Annotated in this window: 20 protein-coding genes; 13 read left to right on the plus strand and 7 right to left on the minus strand. The window is 74.4% G+C overall.

Features of this window, described 5'->3' with window-relative positions:
* Window positions 1–10: 10 nt before the first annotated feature.
* Window positions 11–688 carry a phosphatase PAP2 family protein gene (locus AB0E19_RS26925; protein WP_362184759.1) on the minus strand — a complete coding sequence of 226 codons (678 nt, stop codon included), beginning with the start codon at window positions 686–688 and terminating at the stop codon, window positions 11–13.
* A gap of 215 nt (window positions 689–903) precedes the next feature.
* Here AB0E19_RS26925 and AB0E19_RS26930 point away from each other — a divergent pair, with 215 nt between their 5' ends.
* Window positions 904–1,788 carry a hypothetical protein gene (locus AB0E19_RS26930; protein ID WP_362184760.1) on the plus strand — a complete coding sequence of 295 codons (885 nt, stop codon included), beginning with the start codon at window positions 904–906 and terminating at the stop codon, window positions 1,786–1,788.
* 88 nt (window positions 1,789–1,876) lie between these two features.
* Here AB0E19_RS26930 and disA read toward each other — a convergent pair whose 3' ends face one another.
* Both disA and radA read right to left on the minus strand, forming a co-directional pair.
* On the minus strand, window positions 1,877–3,001 hold the full coding sequence (disA, locus tag AB0E19_RS26935; RefSeq protein WP_030497825.1) for a DNA integrity scanning diadenylate cyclase DisA: 1,125 nt from the start codon (window positions 2,999–3,001) through the stop codon (window positions 1,877–1,879).
* A 236-nt stretch (window positions 3,002–3,237) separates the two neighbouring features.
* On the minus strand, window positions 3,238–4,644 hold the full coding sequence (gene radA / locus AB0E19_RS26940) for a DNA repair protein RadA (RefSeq protein WP_362184761.1): 1,407 nt from the start codon (window positions 4,642–4,644) through the stop codon (window positions 3,238–3,240).
* Window positions 4,645–4,872: 228 nt separating this feature from the next.
* Between radA and AB0E19_RS26945 the strand changes: the two genes are divergently transcribed.
* Window positions 4,873–6,711 carry a hypothetical protein gene (locus AB0E19_RS26945; RefSeq protein ID WP_362184762.1) on the plus strand — a complete coding sequence of 613 codons (1,839 nt, stop codon included), beginning with the start codon at window positions 4,873–4,875 and terminating at the stop codon, window positions 6,709–6,711.
* 12 nt (window positions 6,712–6,723) lie between these two features.
* Here the strand turns inward: AB0E19_RS26945 and AB0E19_RS26950 are convergent, their stop codons facing one another.
* Window positions 6,724–7,530, minus strand: a complete 807-nt coding sequence (locus AB0E19_RS26950) for a hypothetical protein (RefSeq protein ID WP_362184782.1) — start codon at window positions 7,528–7,530, stop codon at window positions 6,724–6,726.
* A gap of 152 nt (window positions 7,531–7,682) precedes the next feature.
* Here AB0E19_RS26950 and AB0E19_RS26955 point away from each other — a divergent pair, with 152 nt between their 5' ends.
* The 5 genes from AB0E19_RS26955 (at window position 7,683) to AB0E19_RS26975 (ending at window position 13,117) form a co-directional block, all read left to right on the plus strand.
* On the plus strand, window positions 7,683–8,627 hold the full coding sequence (locus tag AB0E19_RS26955) for a Ppx/GppA phosphatase family protein (protein ID WP_360602318.1): 945 nt from the start codon (window positions 7,683–7,685) through the stop codon (window positions 8,625–8,627).
* A 121-nt stretch (window positions 8,628–8,748) separates the two neighbouring features.
* Window positions 8,749–9,573 (plus strand): sugar phosphate isomerase/epimerase, encoded by an 825-nt coding sequence (locus tag AB0E19_RS26960; protein WP_362184763.1) that lies wholly within the window; start codon window positions 8,749–8,751, stop codon window positions 9,571–9,573.
* On the plus strand, window positions 9,570–10,184 hold the full coding sequence (locus AB0E19_RS26965; protein ID WP_362184764.1) for a TetR family transcriptional regulator: 615 nt from the start codon (window positions 9,570–9,572) through the stop codon (window positions 10,182–10,184). Before AB0E19_RS26960 ends, AB0E19_RS26965 begins: the two co-directional genes overlap by 4 nt.
* Before the next feature lie 130 nt (window positions 10,185–10,314).
* On the plus strand, window positions 10,315–12,168 hold the full coding sequence (ilvD, locus tag AB0E19_RS26970; protein WP_362184765.1) for a dihydroxy-acid dehydratase: 1,854 nt from the start codon (window positions 10,315–10,317) through the stop codon (window positions 12,166–12,168).
* A 508-nt stretch (window positions 12,169–12,676) separates the two neighbouring features.
* Window positions 12,677–13,117, plus strand: coding sequence for an acetyltransferase (locus AB0E19_RS26975; RefSeq protein ID WP_362184766.1), 441 nt, complete (start codon window positions 12,677–12,679; stop codon window positions 13,115–13,117).
* Window positions 13,118–13,135: 18 nt separating this feature from the next.
* On the opposite strand, the gene AB0E19_RS26980 is transcribed toward AB0E19_RS26975, so the two are convergent.
* Window positions 13,136–15,370, minus strand: coding sequence for a serine/threonine-protein kinase (locus tag AB0E19_RS26980; RefSeq protein WP_362184767.1), 2,235 nt, complete (start codon window positions 15,368–15,370; stop codon window positions 13,136–13,138).
* A gap of 138 nt (window positions 15,371–15,508) precedes the next feature.
* Between AB0E19_RS26980 and AB0E19_RS26985 the strand changes: the two genes are divergently transcribed.
* The 5 genes from AB0E19_RS26985 to proC all read left to right on the plus strand — a co-directional run bounded on the left by AB0E19_RS26985 (window position 15,509) and on the right by proC (window position 18,890).
* Entirely contained in the window at window positions 15,509–15,763 is a 255-nt protein-coding gene (locus tag AB0E19_RS26985) for an SH3 domain-containing protein (protein ID WP_360602306.1), read from the plus strand.
* 49 nt (window positions 15,764–15,812) lie between these two features.
* Complete coding sequence (locus AB0E19_RS26990; RefSeq protein WP_362184768.1) at window positions 15,813–16,319, plus strand: hypothetical protein; 507 nt, start codon at window positions 15,813–15,815, stop codon at window positions 16,317–16,319.
* 120 nt (window positions 16,320–16,439) lie between these two features.
* On the plus strand, window positions 16,440–17,261 hold the full coding sequence (locus AB0E19_RS26995; protein ID WP_362184769.1) for an ABC transporter ATP-binding protein: 822 nt from the start codon (window positions 16,440–16,442) through the stop codon (window positions 17,259–17,261).
* Window positions 17,258–17,995 carry an ABC transporter permease gene (locus AB0E19_RS27000; protein WP_360602300.1) on the plus strand — a complete coding sequence of 246 codons (738 nt, stop codon included), beginning with the start codon at window positions 17,258–17,260 and terminating at the stop codon, window positions 17,993–17,995. The genes AB0E19_RS26995 and AB0E19_RS27000 overlap by 4 nt, the downstream gene beginning before the upstream one ends.
* An 85-nt stretch (window positions 17,996–18,080) precedes the next feature.
* Window positions 18,081–18,890, plus strand: a complete 810-nt coding sequence (gene proC, locus AB0E19_RS27005; protein ID WP_362184770.1) for a pyrroline-5-carboxylate reductase — start codon at window positions 18,081–18,083, stop codon at window positions 18,888–18,890.
* Here the strand turns inward: proC and AB0E19_RS27010 are convergent.
* Window positions 18,887–19,492, minus strand: coding sequence for a cysteine hydrolase family protein (locus tag AB0E19_RS27010; protein ID WP_362184771.1), 606 nt, complete (start codon window positions 19,490–19,492; stop codon window positions 18,887–18,889). The two genes, proC and AB0E19_RS27010, sit on opposite strands and share 4 nt — an antisense overlap.
* Window positions 19,493–19,568: 76 nt before the next feature.
* Between AB0E19_RS27010 and AB0E19_RS27015 the strand changes: the two genes are divergently transcribed.
* Window positions 19,569–20,567 carry a helix-turn-helix domain-containing protein gene (locus tag AB0E19_RS27015; protein ID WP_362184772.1) on the plus strand — a complete coding sequence of 333 codons (999 nt, stop codon included), beginning with the start codon at window positions 19,569–19,571 and terminating at the stop codon, window positions 20,565–20,567.
* Here the strand turns inward: AB0E19_RS27015 and trpS are convergent.
* Complete coding sequence (trpS, locus tag AB0E19_RS27020) at window positions 20,534–21,532, minus strand: tryptophan--tRNA ligase (RefSeq protein WP_362184773.1); 999 nt, start codon at window positions 21,530–21,532, stop codon at window positions 20,534–20,536. The two genes, AB0E19_RS27015 and trpS, sit on opposite strands and share 34 nt — an antisense overlap.
* Between the last annotated feature and the right edge of the window lie 629 nt (window positions 21,533–22,161).

Consider the following 22,161-nt stretch of genomic DNA (forward strand, 5'->3'; position numbering starts at 1 on the left):
CCGGAGACGATCAGTACGCGCCGTGGCGTGCGCGAGAGCGGCGCTCGGGGCGCGCGGAGGCGTGCGCCGGGGTCGCGGGCCCCCGCCCCGCGCACCACACGACCGCCGCGCTCCGGCTGGACCGGGCGGTCTCCACCAGCGCCGTCATCGGCCGGCGCGCGGCCCGCATGAAGAGGAAGGCGACCAGGCCGCCGAGGAGCAGGCCCGCGGTCACGTCGTGCGGGTAGTGGACGCCGACGAAGACGCGGGAGAAGGCCATGAGGATCGCCATCGGCACGGTCAGCCAGACGATCCCGCGCCAGGAGAGGGCGAGCGCGACCGCGGCGGCGCCGGCGATCGCGGAGTGGTTGCTCGGGAAGGACCAGTCGCCGTACACGGGGCAGTCGATGAGCGCGGCGGGTGCCCCGGCGACGGCCCGGCACGGGCGTTCCTCGTCGATCAGCGACTTCAGCGCCTCGCTCACCACGTAACCGAAGGCGGTGGCGAGCGGGGCGAGGAAGGCGACCGCCATCGCCCCGCTCGACCCGGTCCGCGAGCGCCACCAGCCGGCCAGGAACAGCGCGCCGAAGAGCAGCAGTCCGAGCTCCGTCCACACTTCGGCGAGCCACTGGAACCAGTGCGGTGTGGAGTGCGCGAAGTCGAGGACGTCGAGGTAGAGACGGTCGGAGAGGTCGAGGAGGGTTTCCATGGGACATGACGCTAACCGGAATCCGGACCGTCGTGCCCCGGGCCAAGGGACGGGCCGACCCCTGACGAAAGTGGGGGATGGGTGGTGAGAGCGGTGATTTCCGGCCGCCGCGTGGAGAGTTCCCGTTCCCGGAGGATGTGATCATCGGCAAAACTTGGGCTCTCGGGCGGCGGGTGGGGCGGGAGTTGGGCGGGATCTCTCGTAAGGTTCGGGGCGTGGGATCTTTGCGCAATCCGGTCGGGCCGCTTCCCTCCACCATCTACTGGCGACGGAGGGCGGTCGCGCTGTGCCTGATCGCGCTCCTCGCCCTGCTGACCCTGTGGGCCGTCGCCTCCGGTGACGGCGACGGGAAGAAGACGAACGACGCCGCCAACGGCGCGGCCCCCGCGCCCTCCATCACCCCGGGTCCGGGCGGCACCGGCCCCGCCATCAGTCAACAGCCGGGCGGGCGCGACGAGTCGGGAGACTCCGCAGGCGCGGGCGAGTCCGGTACGGGCGACGGCGCGGGTTCCGGCGACGGCGAAGGCGCGGACGGCGGCTCCGGTTCGGACGGCGGTTCCGGTACGGACGCGGGCTCGGGATCCGGTGACGGCGAGGCCGCGTCCGGTACGGCGGGCAAGAACGGCGACACCGACGGCGCGGGTGGCGACGGCGGGGCCGGGACCGGCGCGGGGCAGCGCCTCCCGGCCGACTCCCCGCTCCCGAACTGCCCTGCCGGATCCCTGGAGTTGACGCTGCGCAGCGTCAAGCTCACGTACGAGCCCGGCGAGAGGCCCCGCTTCCACCTGGTCCTCAAGAACACCTCGGACGCCGACTGCAAGGCCGACGTCGGCCCCCGTGCCGCCGTGCTGAAGATCAGCAACCCGCAGAGCGACCGCCTCTGGTCCTCCGACGACTGCCCGCGGCCCGCCGACCCGGTGCTGCTGAGGCTCCCCGCGGGCGCCACGATCACCCACACCGTGGAGTGGGACCTCCTGCGCAGCGCCCCGCAGTGCGCCACCGCCCCCGCGGGCTCGGCCGGCCCGGGCAACTACCTGGCCGAGGCGACCGTGGCGGGCGGCCGGACGGTCGCGACGCCGTTCAGCCTCGCGAAGGACTGACCGGCCGAGGACCGGGCGGCCGCCGGCCGCGGACGCCGAAACGGCGGGCGCCGAGGCGCCCGCCGTTTCGGGTGTACCGCTCGAAGCGTCAGACGTACCGCTCCAGGATCGACGACTCCGCGAGCCGCGACAGGCCCTCGCGGACGCTGCGGGCGCGGGCCTCGCCGACGCCGTCCACGGTCTGGAGGTCGTCCACGCTCGCCGCGAGCAGCTTCTGCAGCCCGCCGAAGTGCTCCACCAGGCGTTCGATGATCGCGCCGGGCAGGCGCGGCACCTTGGCCAGGAGCCGGTAGCCGCGCGGCGAGACCGCCGAGTCGAGCGTCTCGGGGGAGCCGCTGTAGCCCAGGGCCCGTGCGACGACGGGCAGTTCGAGGAGCTCGGTGTGGGAGAGCGCGTCCAGCTCGGTCAGCGCCTCCGCGACCGTGCGGGAACGCTTCGCCGTCGGCTCCGGCACGTAGTCGCGGATGACCAGCTCGCGCTCCGGCTCCACGCCCGCGATCAGCTCGTCGAGCTGGAGCGAGAGCAGCCGGCCGTCGGTGCCGAGCTCGACCACGTACTCCGCGATCTCGGTGGCGATCCGGCGGACCATCTCCAGGCGCTGGGCGACGGCGGTGACGTCCCGGACGGTCACCAGGTCCTCGATCTCCAGGGCGGAGAGCGTGCCGGCCACCTCGTCGAGGCGGAGCTTGTACCGCTCCAGGGTCGCGAGCGCTTGGTTGGCCCGGGACAGGATGGCGGCCGACTCCTCCAGCACCCGGCGCTCGCCGTTCACGTAGAGCGCGATCAGGCGCATCGACTGGGAGACGGAGACGACCGGGAAGTTGCACTGCTTGGAGACCCGGTCCGCGGTGCGGTGGCGGGTTCCGGTCTCCTCGGTGGGGATGGAGGCGTCCGGGACCAGCTGCACACCGGCCCGGTGGATCTTGGTGATGTCCTTGTCGAGGACGAGCGCGCCGTCGAGCTTGCACAGCTCGCGCAGGCGCGTCGCGGCGAACTCGACGTCGATCACGAAACCGCCGGTGCACATCGAATCGACGGTCTTGTCCATGCCGAGGACGATCAGACCGCCGGTGTTCCCGCGGAGGATCCGCTCCAGGCCGTCGCGCAGGGCGGTGCCGGGCGCGACCGCGCTCAGCGCCGCGCGCATCAGCGCTTCGTTGCCGGAGCCCGCGCCGGACTTCCCGGGAGCTGCTGCCCCGTCCTTGGCTGCCACTGCACTCCTCCGGCTCGTACGGATGGGCGAGACCAGGGCAAAGTCTAGCGACACCACCCCGCGGCCCTGGGCCGCACGCCGGTCCGGGGTGCTCCGGACGGGCCCCGCCGGGGCGGCCCGGTCGCGATCCGCCCTACCCGCTCGACCCCCCGCCTACCCCTCCGCACCCCGACCGGAGTACGCGCGAGGGTCTCCGGCACGGGCCGGAAGGCGGCGTCCCCGGCCTCCTCCGGCGGTCAGCCCGCCGCCTCCTCCGTCTTCCGGGCCGCGCGGCGGCTCTGCGGCAGGACCCGCAGGGCGTCGCCCATGTCGGCCACTTCCGTCACCTTCATGCCGGGCGGCACCTTGCCCGGGTCCCCGGGGACCAGTGCGTGGGTGAAGCCGAGCCGGTGGGCCTCGGCGAGGCGGCGCTGGACGCCCGTCACCCGCCGCACCTCGCCCGCGAGCCCGACCTCGCCGATCGCGACCAGGTTCTTCGGCAGCGGGGTGTCGCTCGCGGCGGAGGCCAGGGCGAGCGCGATCGCCAGGTCGGCGGCCGGCTCCGAGAGCTTCACGCCGCCCACGGTGGCGCTGTAGATGTCCCGCTTCCCCAGCGCGCTGATCCGCCCCCGCTGCTCCAGGACGGCCAGCATCATCGAGACCCGGGAGGTCTCCAGGCCGGAGGTGGTCCGGCGCGGCGAGGGGATCTGGGAGTCCACGGTCAGCGCCTGCACCTCGGCGACCAGCGGCCGGCGGCCCTCCAGGGTCACCGTGAGGCAGGTGCCGGGCACGGCCACGTCACGGCGGGTCAGGAAGAGCCCGGACGGGTCGGCGAGACCCGTGATCCCCTCGTCGTGCAGCTCGAAGCAGCCCACCTCGTCCGTCGCCCCGTACCGGTTCTTCACGCCCCGGACGAGCCGCAGGCGCGCGTGCCGGTCGCCCTCGAAGTGCAGGACGACGTCGACCAGGTGCTCCAGGAGCCGGGGGCCCGCGATCGCCCCGTCCTTCGTCACGTGGCCGACGAGCAGCGTGGACATCCCGCGCTCCTTGGAGGCCCGGATCAGCGCGCCCGCGACCTCGCGGACCTGCGCCATGCCGCCGGGGGCGCCGTCGATCTCCGGCGAGGCGACGGTCTGCACCGAGTCCAGGACCAGCAGCGAGGGCTTCACCTCGTCCAGATGGCCGAGGACCGCCGACAGATCCGTCTCCGCCGCCAGGTACAGGTGGTCGCTGAGCGCGTTGATCCGGTCGGCGCGGAGCCGGACCTGGCTCGCGGACTCCTCGCCCGTCACGTACAGCGTGCGGTGCGCGTCGCTCGCCGCCTTCGCCGCCACGTCGAGGAGCAGCGTCGACTTGCCGACGCCGGGCTCGCCGGCGAGCAGCACGACCGCGCCGGGCACCAGGCCGCCGCCGAGGACCCGGTCCAGCTCGTCGACGCCGGTGGAGCGGGCGGTCGCCTGCCGGCCGTCGACCTGTCCGATGGGGAGCGCGGCGGTGGAGACCCGGCCGGCGGCGGTGGTCCTGACGGCGGGCGCGCCGTACTCCTCGACCGTCCCCCATGCCTGGCACTCGGGGCAGCGGCCGAGCCATTTGGCCGTCTGCCAGCCGCACTCGGTGCAGCGGTACGACGGACGGTCCTTGGCGGATTTCGTACGGGCAGCCATGCCCCACACCGTAGCCGCCGCCACCGACAGCGGACCGCCGCCCGCTTCAGACCTGTGGACGGATATCCACGACCTGTGGACAACCCCGCCGCCATCCGGCCACCGGTCCGCCGCCGTGGCAGCTTCCCACCCTGCTCCTGTCTCCTTTCGAGTGATGGCTTCACCCGTAAGGCTGAGAAGAGCGGATCCGATATGAAGAGTCCTCCCTGACGCGCCTACGGTCGCCCAGTGACGAGCAGCAGGCTGGAATCCTCCCGCACCCCGGGCGCCCACCGGGCGCGCCGCGGCCCGCAGCAGGGACCGCGCACGCTCGGCCAGCGACCCCCCGCCCGCTACGAGGACGTCCTCGACGGACTCTTCACGTACTGCCTCTCGGTCCTCTGCGACCACGACACCGCCACCGCCGTCCTCGGCGACGTCCTCGCCGCCGCCGAACGCCACCACGGCCGCTGCCCCTCCGACGAGGAGGGCCGCGTCGCCTGGCTGTACGCGCTGGCGCGCTGGGCCTGTCTGCGCAGCCTCGGCGAGCAGCGCCGCCGGCGGCAGGGCGCGCACACCGGCCGCCCCGCCGTCACCCCGCCCGGGCCGCCGCCGGTCTCCGCCGAGACCGCCGAGCGCCGCCGCACGGAACTCGCCGCCCTCGCCTGGCCCGAGGCCGCCGGAACCACCCCCGAACAGCGCGAGGCCCTCGAACTGGCCGTCCGGCACGGGCTGAGCCCGCGGCAGGTCGCGGCCGTCCTCGCCCTCGACCCGCAGGCCGCCCGCGAGCTCCTCGCCACCGCCGCCTGCGAGGTCGAGCGGACCCGGGCCGCGCTCGCCGTCGTCTCCACCGGCAGCTGCCCCACCGTCGCCCGCCTCCTCTCCGGCGACCGGCGGGTGATCCTCTCGGCGGCCCTGCGCGCCGAGCTCGTCCGGCACGTCGACGACTGCCCGGTCTGCCGCCGCGCCGCCGAGCGGGTCGGCGCCGCCGCGCCCTGGCCCGGTGCCGGTCCGCGCCCCTTCCAGGACGGCCCGGCGCTCGTCGAGGCCCCCCGGGCCGCCGCGTACATGGCGATGCTGCACGTCCCACGCGCGCGCGCCGGCGCCCCCCGCTTCGCCCCGACCGGCTTCCCGATCGACCCCAAGGACGTCGTCGCCCGCCGCGACCGGATGCGGGCCCGCGCGGTCACCACCACCGTGGTCGCCGCCGTGGTCGCCGCCCCCGTGCTCGCCCTGTGGACCTCCTACCGGGGCGTCCCGGCGGGCGCGGAGGCGGGCAGGGACGCCACCCGGGTCAGCGCCGGCGAGAGCGAGGACGCGGCGGGCGACGGCCGTCCCCACGACGCGTACGAGAACGCCGGGAACGCCCGCGCGACCCCCGCCCCCGGCCACGTCCGGGGCAGCCGGGCCCCCGCCGTCTCCGTCGAGGTCGTCACCCCCGCCAGGACCGCCGCCCCGGCCGCGCCCGCGCGCCCCGGCGAGGCGGCGCCGGGCTGGATCGGCGTCACCGCCCGCTGCGTCGGCGGCGTCACCCTGATCACGCTCGGCGGGCAGGGCGGCACCCCGGTCGACTGGTCGCTGTGGACGGACGCGCCCTGGCTGTACGTGACCCGCGCCTCCGGCACCCTCGCCCCGGGCGACACGGTCACCGTCGCCGTACGCGTCGACCCGGCGCGGGAGCCGCGCGGCCCCTGGAGCGCCCGGATCGGCGTCGACCCCACCGGAGCGGTGCTGCGGATCGACGGCCAGGGGCCCGTCGCCCCGGTCGACGACCGGGTGATCCCGCCCCCGCCGGTCACCACGGAGCCCACGACCCCGCCGACCGCGCCGCCCACGACCGGCCCGGTGGACCCGCGGCCGACCGGCCCGACCGGTCCGACGGAGCCGACGACGCCGCCGACGACCCCGCCGGCCACGGAGGAACCCACCACCCCGCCGCCGACGACGGAGCCCACGACCCCGCCGCCGACGACCGAGCCGACCACACCCCCGCCGACCACGGACCCGCCGCCGACGACGGACCCGGGCACCACGGAGCCGACACCCCCGCCGACCACGGACGAACCGGCCCCGGCGCCCTCCTCCTGAAAGCCCCGGTCCCTACCGCTCCGGGTCGGCCGGGTGCGGCGCCACCATCGGCAGCGACGAGGCGAGCCGCGCCTCGCAGAGCCCCACCAGCACCTCGTACGCGTCCTTGCCCATCATCTCGATCAGCTCGGGCCGGTACGAGACGTAGACCGGCTCCCCGCCGCCGTGGGCGGAGGTCGCCGAGGTGCACCACCAGTGCAGGTCGTGACCGCCCGGACCCCAGCCCCGGCGGTCGTACTCGCCGATGGACACCTGGAGCACGCGCGTGTCGTCGGGCCGGTCGATCCAGTCGTACGTCCGGCGCACCGGCAGCTGCCAGCACACGTCCGGCTTGGTCTCCAGCGGCTCCCGGCCCTCCTTCAGGGCCAGGATGTGCAGCGAGCAGCCCGCGCCGCCCGCGAAGCCCGGCCGGTTCTGGAAGATGCACGAGCCCTTCCAGCGGCGGGTCTGCCGGTCGCCGTCCTCGTCGACCTGCGTCCACCCCGTCTCGCTGCCGACGTCGTGGAACTGCCACAGCTCCGGCGTCAGCCGCGCCACGTGCTCCGCCACCCGCTTCTCGTCGTCCTCGTCGGAGAAGTGGGCGCCGAGCGTGCAGCAGCCGTCCGCCGCCCGGCCCGCCTGGATGCCCTGGCAGCCGCTGCCGAAGATGCAGGTCCAGCGCGAGGTCAGCCAGGTCAGGTCACAGCGGAAGACCTGCTCCTCGTCGTCCGGGTCGGCGAACTCCACCCACGCGCGCGGGAAGTCCAGCCCCTGCTCGTCCGGCTCCTCGCCCTTGCGCTGCTTCCGCACACCCTTGACGGGCGGCTTCTCGCCCTTCACGTTCTGCGCGTACTTCACGTCCCGCACGTCGTGCGGGAGCTCCTCGCGCACGGCACCGTCGCCGCCGGCGGCACTGTCTTTGCCCGGCTTCGCCTTTTTCGTCTTTGGCACGACACCAAGCGTATGCGGGTGGGCGCAGTAGCGTTTCCGCCATGAGACTCGGAGTCCTCGACGTCGGTTCGAACACAGTCCACCTGCTCGTGGTGGACGCCCACCCCGGCGCCCGCCCGCTGCCCGCCCACTCCCACAAGGCGGAGCTGCGGCTCGCCGAACTCCTCGACGCCCGCGGCGCCATCGCGCCCAGCGGCGTCGAGCGGCTCGTCGCGACCGTCCGCGACGCGCTCCAGGCCGCCGAGGACAAGGGCTGCGAGGAGGTGCTGCCCTTCGCGACCTCCGCCGTCCGCGAGGCCGGCAACGCCGACGCCGTCCTCGCCCGCGTCAAGGACGAGACCGGCGTCGACCTCCAGGTCCTCACCGGAGAGGAGGAGGCACGCCTCACCTTCCTCGCCGCCCGCCGCTGGTTCGGCTGGTCCGCCGGCAAGCTCCTCCTCCTCGACATCGGCGGCGGCTCCCTGGAGGTCGCCTACGGCATCGACGAGGACCCCGACGCGGCCGTCTCCCTGCCGCTCGGCGCCGGCCGCCTCACCGCCGGCTGGCTCCCCGGCGACCCGCCCGACACCGAGGACGTCAAGGCGCTGCGCCGCCACGTCCGCGCCCAGATCGCCCGCACGGTCGGCGAGTTCAGCCGCTTCGGGAAGCCCGACCACGTCGTCGCCACCTCCAAGACCTTCAAGCAGCTCGCCCGGATCGCCGGCGCCCCCGGCTCCGGCGAGGGCCTCTACGTGGAGCGGCTGCTGACCCGCGCCTCCCTGGAGGAATGGGTGCCCCGGCTCGCCGGCATGACCGGCGGCGAGCGCGCCGCCCTGCCCGGCGTCTCCGAGGGCCGCGCCGCCCAGCTCCTGGCCGGCGCCCTGGTCGCCGAGGGCGCGATGGACCTGCTCGGCGTGGAGCAGCTGGAGATCTGCCCGTGGGCGCTGCGCGAGGGCGTGATCCTGCGCCGCCTCGACCACCTCCCGGAGCTCCTGTCCGGCGCCTGAGGCCCCGGGGACGTACGACCGCGCCACGCGCGCGTGCGTACGCGAAGGGCGCCGCCGCGGCGTGCGGGGGGTGACCGGAACCACCCTCCCGCGCCCAGGTGCGCCCCGTACCCTGTCTGTCGTGGCAGAACCAGCGGTGCGCGTCCCGGATGCGAAGGTCGCCCTGTCGACGGCCTCCGTCTATCCGGAGTCGACGGCGACGGCCTTCGAGGTCGCCGCGCGCCTCGGGTACGACGGCGTCGAGGTCATGGTGTGGACCGACCCGGTCAGCCAGGACATCGAGGCCCTGCGCCGGCTCTCCGACTACCACCAGGTGCCGATCCTCGCCGTCCACGCCCCCTGCCTGCTGATCACCCAGCGGGTCTGGTCCACCGACCCCTGGGTCAAGCTCCAGCGCGCCCAGGCGGCCGCCGAGAAGCTCGGCGCGTCGACCGTCGTCGTCCATCCGCCGTTCCGCTGGCAGCGCCAGTACGCCCGCGACTTCGTGACCGGCATCTGGCGGATGGCCGACGAGACCGACGTCCGCTTCGCCGTCGAGAACATGTACCCGTGGCGGTACAAGGACCGCGAGATGCTCGCGTACGCCCCCGAGTGGGACGTCACCAAGGACGACTACCGCCACTTCACGGTCGACCTCTCGCACACCGCGACCGCCCGCACCGACACCCTCGCGATGGTCGACCGCATGGGCGACCGGCTCGGCCACGTGCACCTCGCCGACGGGCGCGGCTCCGCCAAGGACGAGCACCTGGTGCCGGGCCGGGGCACCCAGCCGTGCGCCGAGCTCCTGGAGCGGCTGGCCGTCTCCGGCTTCGACGGGCACGTCGTCATCGAGGTCAACACCCGGCGCGCGATGTCCGCCGCCGAACGGGAGGCCGACCTCGCCGAGGCGCTCGCCTTCGCCCGGCTCCACCTCGCCTCGGCGACCCGGGGCACGCGCGCGTGAGCGAGGAATCCCCCCGGCGCCGCGGCCGCCCGGCCCGCGCCGCCGCCGACGACACCGCCCCCGGCGCGCGCGAGCGCATCCTGGCGGCGGCCAGGACCCAGTTCGCGGAGCGCGGCTACGACAAGACCTCGGTGCGCGGCATCGCCAAGGCCGCCGGGGTCGACCCGGCGCTCGTGCACCACTACTTCGGCACCAAGGACGAGGTCTTCGCGGCGGCGATCGAGGTCTCCTTCGAACCGACGCTCGTCGTCCCGGCCCTCCTCGACGGCCCGCGCGAGGAGGTCGGCGAGCGCCTCGCGCGCTTCTTCGTCGGCGTCTGGGAGAACCCGGCGACCCGCGCCCCTCTGCTCGCGGTCATCCGCTCCGCGGTGACCCACGAGGCGGCGGCGAAGGTGCTGCGGACCTTCGTGCTGCGCCGGCTCCTGGAGCGCGTCGCCTCCGGTCTCGCCGTACCGGACCCGAAGTTCCGGGCCGAGCTGGCGGCCTCGCAGATGATCGGGATCGCGATCCTGCGGTACGTCCTCCAGGTGGAGCCGCTGGCCTCGGCGGACCCGGAGAGGATCGTGGCGGAGGTCGCCCCCACCCTCCAGCGGTACCTGACGGAGGCCTGACCCGGTCCGCGTACCCCGCGACCCTGACCGCCCCGTGGAATCCCGTCCCGTATAGCGGACAGCCTGTCCAGATCTTGGAGCGTCGGCGTACGCTCGAAGGAAGCACATCCATCACGAGGAGCGAGCGACGATGCCCGAGCTGAGGTCCCGCACTGTCACCCACGGCCGCAACATGGCGGGCGCCCGCGCCCTTATGCGCGCCTCCGGTGTACCGGGCGCGGACATCGGGCGGAAGCCGATCATCGCGGTGGCGAACTCCTTCACCGAGTTCGTCCCGGGCCACACCCACCTCCAGCCGGTCGGCCGGATCGTCTCCGACGCCATCACGGCGGCCGGCGGCATCGCCCGCGAGTTCAACACGATCGCCGTCGACGACGGCATCGCCATGGGCCACGGCGGCATGCTCTACAGCCTGCCCTCCCGCGACCTGATCGCGGACAGCGTGGAGTACATGGTCGAGGCGCACTGCGCCGACGCCCTGATCTGCATCTCCAACTGCGACAAGATCACCCCCGGCATGCTGATGGCGGCCCTGCGCCTGAACATCCCGACGGTCTTCGTCTCCGGCGGCCCGATGGAGTCCGGCCGCGCGACCCTGGTGGACGGCTCGGTCCGCACGCTGGACCTGGTCGACGCGATCTCCGACGCGGTGAACCCGAACATCTCGGACGAGGACATCGCCCGCATCGAGGAGAGCGCCTGCCCGACCTGCGGCTCCTGTTCCGGCATGTTCACCGCCAACTCGATGAACTGCCTGACCGAGGCCATCGGCCTCTCCCTCCCGGGCAACGGCTCCGTCCTCGCCACCCATACCGCCCGCAGGGCGCTGTACGAGGACGCCGCCCGCACGGTCGTCGACATCACCCGTCGGTACTACGACGAGGACGACGCCTCCGTCCTGCCCCGCTCGATCGCGACCCGCGCCGCGTTCGAGAACGCCATGGCCCTCGACATCGCCATGGGCGGCTCGACCAACACGATCCTGCACCTGCTCGCCGCCGCCCAGGAGGCCGAGCTGGACTACGGCCTGCCGGACATGGACGAGGTCTCCCGCCGCGTCCCCTGCCTGGCCAAGGTCGCCCCGAACGTCGCCAAGGACCGCACGTACTACATGGAGGACGTGCACCGGGCCGGCGGCATCCCGGCCATCCTCGGCGAGCTGTACCGCGCGGGCCTGCTCAACGAGGACGTCCACTCCGTCCACTCCCGCTCCATCAAGGAGTGGCTGGACGCCTGGGACGTGCGCGGCGGCGCGGCCACCGAGGTGGCCGTCGAGCTCTTCCACGCGGCCCCCGGCTGCGTCCGCTCCGCGACCGCCTTCTCCCAGTCCGAGCGCTGGGCGAGCCTCGACACCGACGCGGCCGGCGGCTGCATCCGCGACGCCGCCCACGCGTACTCGAAGGACGGCGGCCTCGCCGTCCTGCACGGCAACCTCGCCGTCGACGGCTGCGTCGTGAAGACCGCGGGCGTCGACGAGTCGATCTGGACCTTCGAGGGCCCGGCCGTCGTCTGCGAGTCGCAGGAGGAGGCCGTCGAGAAGATCCTCAACAAGCAGGTCGAGGACGGCGACGTGGTCGTCATCCGGTACGAGGGCCCCAAGGGCGGCCCCGGCATGCAGGAGATGCTCTACCCGACCTCCTTCCTCAAGGGCCGGGGCCTGGGCAAGACCTGCGCCCTGGTGACCGACGGCCGCTTCTCCGGCGGCACCTCGGGCCTCTCGATCGGCCACGCCTCCCCGGAGGCGGCCTCGGGCGGCACCATCGCCCTGGTCGAGGACGGCGACCGGATCCGCATCGACATCCCGAACCGCTCGATCGAGCTGCTCGTCGACGACGCGACCCTGGCCGCCCGCCGCGAGGCCCTCGGCGGCGTCTACGCGCCGAAGAACCGCGAGCGCAAGGTCTCGGCCGCCCTGCGCGCGTACGCGGCGATGGCGACGAGCGCCGACAAGGGCGCCGTCCGCGACGTCTCGAAGCTCGGCTGACCCGACCTCCCGAAGCCGGGCCGACGGCACTGCCTCCCGGCCCGGCTTCTGCGCTGCCTCCCGGCCCGGCCGAGGCGGCCGTTCGGAGCTCCGGCCGACAGCGCTGCCTTCCTGCCCGGCTTCTGCTCTGTCTCCCGGCCCGGCCGAGGCGGCCGTTCGGAGCCCGGCCGGCAGCGGCGCCTCGGAGCTCGACCGACGGCGCTGCCTCCCGGCCCGGCCAGGCGGCAGCCCCGCCCGCCCGCCGGGCCGGTCACGGCCCGCCGCCACCGAGGCTCCGGTGCCGCCCCCGTTGCACGCACCGAGGTCGAGGCCCGTTGCGGGCCCTGGCCCGCGCCATCGGCGCCGTACCTCCCCGAAATCCCCCGTCACGCGCGCGTGACGGGGGATTTCGCGTCGCACGCGCGCGGGGTGGGCCGAAAAGCCCGCTCCCCGCGCGGGCGCGCCCGCGTTAGGCTCACGCCTCGCCCGACGAGATGTCATGTCCACGTCTGCCAGTGAGGGGATCCGCATGCGCGACTCCGCACGCCGCACGGTCCGACGCTCCGCCGTCCTCGCGACGGCCACCGCGGCCTTCGCCGCCCTCGCCGCCGGCCCGGCGCACGCGGCCACCCCGGCATCGATCTGCGGCTCCGGCTACACCCAGGTCGACGTCGAGACCCTGCGGAACTCCACCACCGCCCTGGCCCGCGTCCACCTGCTCTACAACGCCGCCACCGGCTACAACTGCGTCGTCACCGTGCACACCGACGCCACCGCCGGCTTCCGGCTGCCCACCGGCGCCTGGCTCACCCCGCAGGGCTCCACCACCCGCAAGGACCAGGACCTGTACGGCTCCTACGCGGGCCCGGTCCGTGCCTACGCCGCCGGCCGCTGCGTCAGCTGGGGCGGCATGATCGAGGCCGGGGTCGGCACGTACACCTACACCAGCCCCTGGGAACACTGCGGCTGACGCCCGCGCGGGGGCGGGCTACCAGGATTCCGCCACGCGCGCGTGCGCCGCGAACACCGAGCCGTCCGGGGCCGTCCCGAAGACCCGCTCCCCGGCGACCAGCGGCGCCGGCACGTGCGGCGCGTACCCGAGGCGCCCGTTCTCCAGGCGCGGCCGGGTCTGCCCGACGACCGCGCCGCGCGCGGTGTCCACGGCGAACAGCCGCCCGTCCGCCGCGGAGAGGTAGAGCCGCTCGTCGGGGCCGAGGACGGGCGCCGAGACGTTCGAGGCCCCGGTCTCCAGGTCCCACCGCCGGCTGCCCTTCTCCGGCGCCGTGTCCAGGGCGACCAGGCGTCCGTCCAGGGAGAGCAGATACGCCACCGAGCCCCGTACGGCGATCCCGGAGAGCAGCATCCGCTCGTGGATCCCGACCCGCCGCACCGCGCCCGCGTCCGGCCCGCTCCCCGGGTCGTCCGGATCGCCCGGCGCGAGCAGCACCAGCGCGTCGACCAGACCGCCCTGGTAGCGCGAGGCGAGGACCAGCGTCCCGTCGCCGGTGCGGCCGACCGGGGCGGAGTCCCCGGGCACCACCCGGGTCCACACCAGCTCGCCGGTGGCCGGGAGCAGGGCGCCGATCCGGCTGCTCCGCCCGTCCCCGGCCGTCTCGGAGACGGTGAGGAGCCCGGTCGGGGCGTCGTAGGCGCCGAGCACGGGGTTGTCGAAGCCGGGCAGGCGGTGGGCCCACCGCCCGGCCCCGGTCCGCGCGTCGACGGCGCGCAGCGCGCCGTGGCCGTCGGTGAGGACCACCACCCCGCCCGACGGGCGGAAGGTCTCGGGCACGTCCGCGCGCGCGGTCCAGCCGGGGGCCCCGTCCTCGACGGCGTGCGCGCGCAGCGGCCCGGTGCCCGACGCGACGCCGACCAGCGGCTCCGCCCCGCCCGCCAGCGGCACCGGCGCGAGCGGCGGATCGGCCGCCACCGGCCCGGTCCGCTTCCACAGCACCTCGCCGGTCCGCGGGTCGAGCCGGGCGAGCGTGACGCCCCGGGCCGTGCAGTAGAGGGAGCCGGCCTCGTGCAGGCAGGCCGGCGACGCGGTCCCGCCGTGCTCCTGGAGCGGGGTGTGCCAGCCGTCGAAGGCGGTCGCCACCTCGGCGGGGTGGGCGGGCGCCTCGGCGGCGGGCCGGGCCGGCGGGCGCAGCGCCGCGTACGCCCCGGCGCCGGCGAGGACGAGCACGACGACGGCGGAGACGGTGAGCCGCGGGGCGAGCGGTGCCCGCCGGCGCCGTGCGGGCGGGGAGGGCGCGGCGGCCCGGGTCGTGGTCGCGCCGGAGGCCTCGGTACGGCCCCGGGCCGCGGCCTCGTCCGGCCCGTCCGGCCCGCCGGGCGCGAACGGGTCGGCGGGCAGCACGGGCCGCCGCCGCTGGGACGGTATGAAGGCCTCGGCCTCGTACGAGGGCGGGAGCAGGGCCGCCATGATCTGGGCCGGCGTGGGCCGGTCGGCCGGCTCCTTCGCCAGGCAGCGCGCGACCAGCGGCGCGAGCTCGCCGGGCACCCCGGTGAGGTCCGGCTCGTCGTGGACCACCTGGTAGGCCACGATGTACGGGCTGTCCGAGTCGAAGGGGCCGTGCCCGGTCGCCGCGTGCACCAGCACCGAGCCGAGCGCGAAGACGTCGGCGGCGGGACCGACCTCGCGCGGCCGCTGGAACTGCTCGGGCGCCATGAACGGCGGCGAGCCGATCAGCTTCCCGGTCTCCGTGCGCAGATCGCTGTCGACCGGCCGGGAGATCCCGAAGTCGATGACCTTGGGCCCGGTGTCGGTGAGCAGCACGTTGCTCGGCTTGAGGTCCCGGTGGACCACCCCGGCGCGGTGGATGTCGCGCAGCGCCTCGGCGAGCCCGGCGGTCAGCCGGCGCAGCTCGGCGGGGGAGAGGGGCCCGCGCTGGCGGACCTGGTCGGCGAGGGTGGGGCCGGGGACGTAGAGGGTGGCCATCCAGGGGCGCTCGGCGTCCGGGTCGGCGTCCACGACGGGCGCGGTGAAGGCGCCGCTGACCCGGCGGGCGGCGGCCACCTCCTGCCGGAAGCGGGCCCGGAAGTCGGGATCCTCGGCATAGCGCGCGTGCACCACCTTCACGGCGAGCCGCAGCCCGGAGGGCGAGGAGGCCAGGTGGACGACGCCCATGCCGCCCGCGCCGAGCACCGCCTGGAGCCGGTACTCCCCGGCGTACTCGGGACCTCCTGGGTCCCGGTCGGCATCGGTCCTGCTCAACGGCGGCATCTCCCACCCCCGTGTGGTTCCCCGTCCGTCCGCGCGCACCTGCGCGACGCGACGGAGCCTAGTCGATGGTCCCCGTGATGTCGGTGGGGCTTGCTAGCCTGCGCGCGTCGCACAGAGTGAAACCAGGGGGAGAACATCATGGCGGTGAAGTACTACCCGGTCGCGCCGGGCTACCGGGTCAACGTCCGCTCCGGCCCGAGCACCCAGTACCCGGTGGTCCGGGTGCTCTCCGAGGGCGCGACCGTCCCGATCCACTGCCAGAAGCCCGGCGAGTGGGTCACGGGGCCGTACGGCACCACCCGCCTCTGGGACAGCATCGCCCCGGGGCAGTACGTCTCCGACGCGTACGTGAAGACCGGCAGCGACGACTACGTCGCGCCGCGCTGCGCCTGAGGACCTTCGCCTCGGCCGTCGGAGCGCCGGACCGGGGATAATCGACCTCGTGAGCGAGGACAAGCAGCACCCCGGAACCGGCACGAGCGGACCCCGGCCCGAGGAGATCCGTTTCTTCGGGACCACCTGGGTCGACCACAGTGCCCACTACGGACTGCGGCGCGCCGGCCTCGCCGCCGGCGCGCTCGCCGCGGCCGTCGCGGGCGCCTTCGTGCTGCGCTTCGCCTACCAGGGACTCCAGGTCGCGGCGGTGGGCGGCCTGGTGAACACCCTGGTCATCCTGATGTTCGCGATCTGCTCGGCGATCGCCTTCGCCAAGACGTGGGAGGGCTTCGGCCGCCGCCCCGCCGACCAGGCCCGCGAGGACTCCCTCCGGAGCCTCAAGGCCATCGGCTTCATCGGCACGCTCCTCGCCTACGCGCTGCGCTGCCTCGTGGAGGCCCCCGGCGAGAAGCTCCGCCGCGCCGAGTACGAGACCGCCCGCGCCCGCCACGAGAAGCGCCGCGGCGCCCGCACCGGCAACCCGGCCGCCCGCAAGAAACCCAAGCGCTCCTAGCGCTCCTGGCTCTCGGCGCTCCTGACGCTCCCAGCGCTCCCCGCGCCACCAGCCGCCACCACCGGCCCAGGCCCCCGCGATCCTTGACGCGGGGGCTTTTCCGTCCCCATTATTCATCACATGATGAATTACGACTCCGGGGTGCCCGCCGAACCCGAACCCCCCGACCCGGAACCCGCCGTCACCGCCCGCGGCCTCACCGCCGTACGCGGCGACCGCACCGTCCTGCGCGCCCTCGACCTCACCGTCCCCGCCGGCCGCGTCACCGGCCTCCTCGGCCCCTCCGGCTGCGGCAAGACCACCCTCATGCGCACGATCGTCGGCACCCAGGCCAAGGTCACCGGCACCCTCACCGTCCTCGGCGCCCCCGCGGGACACCCGGACCTCCGCCCCCGCATCGGCTACGTCACCCAGGCCCCCTCCGTCTACGACGACCTCACCGTCCGGCAGAACCTCGACTACTTCGCCGCCGTCCTCCTCCCCGGCCGCGCCCACCGCCCCGCCCGCGCCATCGCCGTCGAGGCCGCCCTCGCCGACGTCGACCTCACCGACCACGCCGACGACCTCGCCGGACGCCTCTCCGGCGGCCAGCGCAGCCGCGTCTCCCTCGCCGTCGCCCTCCTCGGCAGCCCCGACCTGCTCGTCCTCGACGAACCCACCGTCGGCCTCGACCCCGTCCTCCGCCGCGACCTGTGGGACCTCTTCCACCGCCTCGCCGCCGACCGGGGCACCACCCTCCTGGTCTCCTCCCACGTCATGGACGAGGCCGAGCGCTGCCACCGCCTCCTCCTCATGCGCGAGGGCGAGATCCTCGCCGAAGGCAGCCCCGACGCCCTCCGCCGCCGGAGCGGCACGGACACCGTCGAAGAAGCCTTCCTCCACCTGGTCGACACCGCCGTCGCCCGCGCCGCCCGGGCCGCCCACGAGGAGCCCCGCCCATGAGCACCGCCCGCACCCTCGCCACCGCGGCCCGCGTCCTGCGCCAGCTCCGCCACGACCCGCGCTCGATCGCCCTGATGCTCCTCGTCCCCTGCCTGATGCTCTTCCTGCTCCGCTACGTCTTCGACGGCAGCCCGGAGACCTTCGACAACATCGGCGCCTCGCTGCTCGGCATCTTCCCCCTCATCACCATGTTCCTGGTGACCTCCATCGCCACCCTGCGCGAACGCACCTCCGGCACCCTCGAACGGCTCCTCGCCATGCCGCTGGGCAAGGCCGACCTCATCGCCGGCTACGCCCTCGCCTTCGGCCTCGTCGCCGTCGTCCAGTCCGTCCTCGCCACCGGCCTCGCCGTCGGCTTCCTCGGCCTCGACGTCGTCGGCTCCCCCTGGCTCCTCCTCCTGGTCGCCCTCCTCGACGCGCTCCTCGGCACCGCCCTCGGCCTCTTCGTCTCCGCCTTCGCCGCCTCCGAGTTCCAGGCCGTCCAGTTCATGCCGGCCGTGATCTTCCCCCAGCTCCTCCTCTGCGGCCTGTTCACCCCGCGCGACAAGATGGCCCCCGCCCTCGAAGCGATCTCGAACGTCCTGCCCATGTCGTACGCCGTCGACGGCATGAACGAGGTCCTCCGCCACCCCGACGTGACGTCCGCCTTCGTCCGCGACGCGCTCGTCGTCGCCGGCTGCGCCGTCCTCGTCCTCGCCCTCGGCGCCGCCACCCTCCGCCGCCGCACCCCGTGACCGCCCCTCGGACACCCCGCGCACCGGCCGCCCGGCCGGTGCGAGGATGACGGCACGTACCCCCTCCGGCGAGGTGAACAGAGCCATGACCCAGACCGTCGCAGTCCTCGGCACCGGCAAGATCGGTGAAGCCCTCCTCAGCGGCATGATCCGAGCCGGCTGGCGCCCCGCCCACCTGCTGGTCACCACCCGCCGCACCGAGCGCGCCGCGGAGCTCCGCGACCGCTACGGCGTCGAGGCCGTCACCAACGCCGAGGCCGCCAAGCGCGCCGACACCCTCATCCTGGCCGTCAAGCCCCAGGACATGGGCCGCCTCCTCGACGAACTCGGCCCCCACGTGGCCGCCGACCGCCTCGTCATCAGCGCCGCCGCCGGCATCCCCACCTCCTTCATCGAGGAACGGCTCAGCCCCGGCACCCCCGTCGTCCGCGTCATGCCCAACACGCCCGTCCTCGTCGACGAGGGCATGTCCGTGATCTCCGGCGGCAGCCACGCCACCCCCGACCACCTCGCCCACACCGAGGAGATCTTCGGCGGCGTCGGCAAGACCCTCCGCGTCCCCGAGTCCCAGCAGGACGCCGCCACCGCCCTCTCCGGCTCCGGCCCCGCGTACTTCTACTTCCTCGTCGAGGCCATGACCGACGCCGGCATCCTCCTCGGCCTGCCCCGCGCCCAGGCCCACGACCTCATCGTCCAGGCCGCCATCGGCGCCGCCGTGATGCTCCGCGACAGCGGCGAACACCCCGTGAAGCTCCGCGAGGCCGTCACCTCCCCGGCCGGCACCACCATCAGCGCCATCCGCGAGCTGGAGAACCACGGCGTCCGCGCCGCCCTCATCGCCGCCCTGGAAGCCGCCCGCGACCGCAGCCGCGAGCTCGCCTCCGGCAACGGCTAAGCGGCGGACAGCACCTCCGCCGTCGTCACGACCCGGGCGAACCGCCCGCCGTGCAGCGACACCGCCGTCGCCCGGGTCAGCTCCTCCGCCGTCGCCGTCCACCCGAACGGCCCGGCCAGGTCGAAGGTGTGCATCGCGTCCAGCGGGAACACCACGTCGTACCCGAGGTTCCCGCCCATCCGCGCCGTCGTCTCGTTGCACATGTTCGTCTGGATCCCGACGATCACCACCTGCGCACGCCGTCCATCAGCGGCTCCGCCGCAGGCGACCCCCCTCAGCCACGCGTCCAGATCCGGCTCCCCGTAGAAGGCGGAGTTCACCGTCTTCGTCACCAGCACCTCGGGCCCCGTGCCCCGGCCCCGCCGCTCCTCGACGAAGTCCTTGAACGCGTTCCCCGCGCTCCCCCGCGCCAGCGGCGACCCCGCCTGCCGCGAGTCGTGCCGCACGAACACCACCGGCCGGCCCGTCGCCTGCCACCGGTCGATCAGGGCGGCCATGTTCCCCTCCGCCTCCGGATTGTCCCGACGCCCCCAGAACCCGTCGTCGTCGAAGCCCTTCTGGACGTCGACCACGATCAGCGCTGCGTTCTCCTCGATCTCCATGGCCACGATGCTGCCGCGCACGAGCCCCCGACCCCAGAGGCGGGAAAGCCGGTGATCGATGGTTTACTGCCACCCCATGGCAGCCCCCCAGCGCATCGCCCTCCTCTCCTTCCCCGGCATCCGCGCCTTCGACGTCTCCGTCGTCACCGAGGTCTGGGGCACCGACCGCACCGGCCACGGCGTCCCCGCCTTCGACCTCCGCCGCACCGCCGCCGACCCGGACACCCCGATCCCCCTGCGCGGCGGCATGAGCCTCACCCCCGACCGCCCCCTCGGCTCGCTGGACGCCCTCACCCCCACCGACCTCGTCCTCGTCCCCGGCATCGAGGACCCCGACGCCGACGTCCCGGCCCCCGCGCTCGACGCCCTCCGCCGCGCCCACACCGCCGGCGTCCCCGTCGCCTCCCTCTGCGCCGGCGCCTTCGTCCTCGCCCGCGCCGGCCTCCTCGACGGCCGCCGCGCGGTCACCCACTGGCGCCTCGCCGACACCCTCGCCGCCCGCCACCCGAAGGTCCGCGTCGAACCCGGGGCGCTCTTCATCGAGGACACCGGCGTCTGGACCTCGGCCGGCACCGCCGCCGGCATCGACCTCTGCCTCCACCTGGTCCGTACGGCCCACGGCGCCGAGGCCGCCGCCACCGTCGCCCGTTCGATGGTCACCGCCCCCTTCCGCACCGGCACCCAGGCCCAGTTCATCGAGCACCCCACCCCCAGGACCGACCGCGACGCCGACGCCCTCGCCGCCGTACGCGCCCACGCGCTCGCCCACCTCGACCAGCCGCACACCGTCGCGAGCCTGGCGGCGCACGCCGGCATGTCCCCCCGCTCCTTCGCCCGCCATTTCCAGGCCACCACCGGCACGACCCCCCTCCACTGGCTCATCACCCAGCGCGTCGCCGCCGCCCGGAAACTCCTCGAACGCACCGACCACCCCCTCCCCGAGGTGGCCCGCCGCGCGGGCTTCGGCAGCGAGGTCACGATGCGCCAGCACTTCGCCTCGCACCTCGCCACCAGCCCGCGCGACTACCGCACCGCCTTCCGTCAGACGGCGGGCAGCAGCCCGATCGCCCGATAGGCCCGGTCCACCAGCGGCCGCGCCGTCCCCCGCGCCCGCTCGGCCCCCCGCCGCAGCACCCCGTCCACGTACGCGGGGTCCGCCGCGAGCTCGGCATGCCGCTCCCGCACCGGCCGCAGCAGCTCGACGACCGCGTCCGCCGTGTCCTTCTTCAGCGCCCCGTACGACGCGTACCCACCGGCCAGCTCCTCCGGGTCCCCGTCCGTGGCCGCCGCCAACAGATCGAGCAGGTTCGTGATCCCCGGCCTGAGCCCCCGGTCGTAGGCGACCTCCTGCCCGCTGTCGGTCACCGCCCGCATGACCTTCCGCCGCACGGTGTCCGCGTCGTCGAGCAGATAGACGATCCCCGTCCCGTTCTCGTGCGACTTCCCCATCTTCGAGGTCGGGTCCTGGAGGTCCATCACCCGCGCCGCCACCGCCGGCCGCGTCGCCCTCGGCACGGTGAAGGTGTGCCCGTACCGCTGGTTGAACCGCACCGCCAGATCCCGCGTCAGCTCCACGTGCTGCGTCTGGTCCTCACCCACCGGCACCTCGTCGGCCCCGTAGGCCAGGATGTCCGCCGCCATCAGCACGGGATAGGTGAGCAGCGACAGCCGCACCCCCTGCCCGGCCTCCCGGGCCTGCACGCTCTTCTCCTTGTACTGGATCATCCGCCGCAGCTCGCCGTCGGTGGCCGTGCACTCCAGGAGGTACGACAGCCGGGCGTGCTCGTCCACGTGGCTCTGCACGAACAGCGTGCACAGCTCCGGATCGAGCCCCGAGGCCAGCAGCAGCGTCGCCGCCTGCCGGCTCAGCCGCCGCACCCGCGCGGGATCGTGCTCCACCGTCAGCGCGTGCAGGTCCACCACGCTGAACAGCGCCTCGCCCCGGTGCTGGTCCACCTCGACCCACCGCCGTACGGCCCCGAGGTAGTTGCCCAGCGTCAGGTGCCCCGTCGGCTTGATCCCGCTGAAGATCCTCGTCATCGCGTTCCGCTCCTTCTCCGTCCAGTGCCGGCCCGACGGCCCGGCTCCCGGAGGGGGATACGCGAACGGCCGCCGGGTCGGCGGCCGTGTGCATGCGTCAGTACGGGCCGCCGTCAGGCGGCCCACCACTGAGTGGTGTGCGCATGCGTAGTCATACGGGGAGGGTACGCCCCAGGACCGGGGTTGACACGGGATTACACGGTCCGTAGTGTTCTCCGAGTTGTCCGACGTGAGCACCGACCCCGGTCGGCCCCGGACAGCGATTCCGCAAGAACCACTGAGCCTGACGGCCGCGATTCGTCGTGCCGTTCTGCTTTCCGTGCGCTTTTGCGAAATGAGGAATCCGCGTTCGAACTTCGGACGCAGGCCCCGATTCGCTTCGGGGCCGGGGAATCCGCTAATGTCTCACTCGTCGGAACGGCCCAACAGCCGCGAAGACAAACCCCGCTGACTGGGAATCAGACGCCGAAAGGATCTGATAGAGTCGGAAACGCCGGAAGGGCCCGGAGCGAAAGCGAATGGGACCGGAAAGCGCCGAGGAAATCGGATCGGAAAGATCTGATAGAGTCGGAAACGAAGGAAGCGCCCGGAGGGCCTGGAAACAGGAACGAAGGAAGCGTCCGCACCTT

Source organism: Streptomyces sp. NPDC047974 (assembly GCF_040653375.1).
Taxonomy (GTDB): Bacteria; Actinomycetota; Actinomycetes; order Streptomycetales; family Streptomycetaceae; genus Streptomyces.